This is a genomic window from Phocaeicola sp. RTP21198st1_B8_RTP21198_201120, assembly GCF_040929485.1.
GTDB classification, from domain to species: Bacteria; Bacteroidota; Bacteroidia; order Bacteroidales; family Bacteroidaceae; genus Phocaeicola; species Phocaeicola dorei.
In genome coordinates this window covers 1-1,062 of sequence record NZ_JBCOCI010000535.1, presented here as the reverse complement: position 1 = coordinate 1,062, position 1,062 = coordinate 1, and the positions used below count along the sequence as shown (strand labels likewise).

The following is a 1,062-nucleotide window of genomic DNA, read 5'->3' as shown; positions in this document are numbered from 1 at the left end:
GGTATACATTATAAAATATACCCATAATGAAAAAGACTATTGTGTGGGGAAGCAGTTTTCCTGCCAATGCAATGTAAATGGAGTTGTTACTCATTCGTAGCCATTCGCGGGCAGTGCGATCCTTGATTTCCACACCGATTGAATAAACGGTAACCATAAATATTAATAGCATGAGTACTCCCGGTATCAGTGTATTACATAAGTATACTGAATAGTTCAGCCACGGATTATTTAGTGGGTGTGTATCAATTACGATCGGTTGCAGATAAGCCATAGCCTGATCCTCTGTCGCACCTTTGGCATACAGCATCGTCCGGGCTGCAGCTCCGGAGGTGAGTTCTCCCATCATTTTCATATCCCTGAACAATAGAGAGCCTGCAATCAGGTATGAGTAATTGGTATAGAAAGAGATTGTTGGCTGTCGTTGGCTTTGTGCCTCTGCCGATAAACCCTTGGGGAGATAGAAGAACCCGTAGATTTTTCCCTCCTGCATGGCAATACGCGCATCTGTTACATTGCTGTAATGAGCTACAACCCCTGTCTGCGAAAAAGCATCCAGATTGCGGACAATATTGCGGGAAGTAGACGAATCATCCATGTCCACCACTCCCGCAGGAAGATCCTTGGGAAGCCCCGAATCCATTAAAGTGGTGAAGAATATATAACAAAACAGCGGGGCAATGACCATACAGAAGAGATAGAGCGGGCGTGATACCAATCGCCGGCACTCTCTTTGCATAACCTGCCACAAAGCTATATATTTCTTTTCTCTCTCTTTCATGGTTACTTGTCAATGATAACAGACATACCCGGACGGAGATTTTCCACTTTCTCTACCGGAGAAGCTTTCACCTCGAATGTTTTCAGATCAAATTGTCCGGTCGTTTTGGTTGCTTTCCAGGCAGCATAAGTGCCTAAGTCTTTCAGATAATATACTTTGAGCTGGATCTTTTTATTATCCAGAGCAGGAATGATAGCTTCGAACTCCGACCCCATCGTCAGGTTCTTGAGCAAATCTTCGCGTACATTGAATGTTACCCACATATCGTTGAGTTCAGCGAT

1 protein-coding gene and 1 pseudogene are annotated in these 1,062 nt (G+C 44.2%); both read right to left on the bottom strand.

Annotated elements, in window-relative coordinates; all coding sequences use genetic code 11:
• Positions 1 to 781: ABC transporter permease (locus AB5935_RS27880; RefSeq protein WP_368328087.1), on the bottom strand; the 781-nt coding region annotated here is incomplete at its 3' end.
• 2 nt (positions 782 to 783) lie between these two features.
• Positions 784 to 1,062 (bottom strand): annotated as a pseudogene (locus AB5935_RS27875) (HlyD family secretion protein); the annotation flags it as partial.